This is a genomic window from Streptomyces sp. NPDC037288, from assembly GCF_055603265.1.
In genome coordinates this window covers 1-1,685 of record NZ_JBVJVY010000205.1, presented here as the reverse complement: position 1 = coordinate 1,685, position 1,685 = coordinate 1, and the positions used below count along the sequence as shown (strand labels likewise).

The 1,685-nt window shown below is 65.5% G+C and carries 1 protein-coding gene and 1 pseudogene; both read left to right on the top strand.

Translation table 11 applies throughout. From position 1 onward, the window contains the following. Positions 1–139: 139 nt before the first annotated feature. Positions 140–806: pseudogene (locus ACZ7GZ_RS43295) on the top strand (IS256 family transposase); the annotation flags it as partial. 72 nt (positions 807–878) lie between these two features. Beyond that, positions 879–1,313, top strand: a complete 435-nt coding sequence (locus ACZ7GZ_RS43290; RefSeq protein ID WP_471033349.1) for a molybdopterin cofactor-binding domain-containing protein — start codon at positions 879–881, stop codon at positions 1,311–1,313. The last annotated feature ends 372 nt before the right edge of the window (positions 1,314–1,685 follow it).

Below are 1,685 nucleotides of genomic sequence, written 5' to 3'. Positions count from 1 at the left end.
ATCACCACGCCAACGACGAGGGGCCCTGCCTCGTCACCACCCCCGCTGACCAGCCCATTTCACCCTCCAGCACAGGATGAAAGAGGTTCAGTGAGGGAGGACATGGCCGAATGGCAGGCCCGGCCGCTCGACCGCGTCTGTCGGCCTGTGGGCCGGCGACGAGGGCGGTGAAGGTGCCGAGCACCGGCTGCGGGTCCTGACCGAGCCGGAAAACCGCGGCCTCCAAGACGTCCTCATGCTCGGTCTGCGACGGGCTGAAGGGCCTGCCCAAGGCCGTCGGCGAGGTCTGGCCGCAGACGGTCGTGCAGACCTGCGTCGTCCACCTCCTGCGGGCCTCGTTCGCTATGCCGCCCGCAAGGACTGGGACAAGATCGCCAAAGCACTGAAGCCGGTCTGTACGGCTCCGACCGAGGATGCCACGACGAACCGGTTCCTTGAGTTCTGCGAGGAATGAGGTGGGACGTATCCGGCGATCGCCCGGCTCTGGGAAAACGCCTGGGCCGAGTTCGTTCCGTTCCCGCAGTTCGACGCCGCGACCCGCCGGCTCGTCTGCACCACCAACGCCATCGAGTCGGTGAACACCCCGCATCCGCCGGACCGTGAGAGCCCATGGCCACTCCCCCTCCCAGAACACCGCCTTGAAATGCGCCTACCTCGCGGTGACGTCCCCCGACCCGACCGGCACCAGCCGCAAACGCTGGACCAACCGCTGGAAACGGCCTCTTCAGGCCTTCGACATCGCCTTCGACGGCCGTCCCACCAACAACCAGATCCGACCTCCGAACCCAAACCAGTCACACCGTTAACTGGACAGACCCACCACGCGGATCATCGACCTGCGTCGCAACGCCGACACCGCACCGGCACCCTGCGGGACGGTGGTGAACCCGCTGATCGTCGACGGCCAGATCATCGGCGACATCGCTCAAGGCATCGGCACCGCACCACTCGAAGACCTTGTGCACGACCTGGACGGACAGCCCAAGTCGACGTCCTTCCTGGACTATCTGCTCCCCGGCGGGACCGAGGTCCCGATGATCAAGATCGGCCATCTGCAGACCCCGTCGCCACACACGGTGTTCGGCATCAAGGGCATGGGTGAAAGCGGTGCCATCGCCCCTCCAGCAGCCATCGCCAACGCGGTTACCGACGCGCTGCCCGGCTTCGGCGGCCGAAGTTCTCCTTCGGGCCAGGAGCATAGGCCAGGCTTCAGGGATTCCACGGAACCGAGGGCAGCTCAGCCCTGTGTGCGACGCAAAGGATGGGTTGAACTCGTTGAACGGTGTATGGAAATCGGCTGCTCGGGTACCTGAGGACCGCTGACCGGACGGAAGCGTGCCAGGACAGAAGCCGTGTTCGGACCGTTGGGGATGGGCTCGCCGCTGCTAGGAGCGCTTCGCCGGTAGCTAGGCGCGAGTCCGGAGACGGCGTGGTGGGATTGCAGCTCCCCATTGGGGCCGCTGCAATCCCACCCCTCCTTCGCTGCGGCCCGGAGGCTGCCCGTACTCAACCCCTTCACCACGAGCCTACGGTCATTGAGCAGTCGAGGTAGTACATGGCAAGGAGTCATCCCAACGCGCAGCTCAGGGCGCTCTTACAGGAGGCAGGCTGGACAGCTGCTCGACTGGCCCGAGCAGTGAACACCCTTGGCCAAGTCCACGACCTGTCTCTCACTTATGACCGCA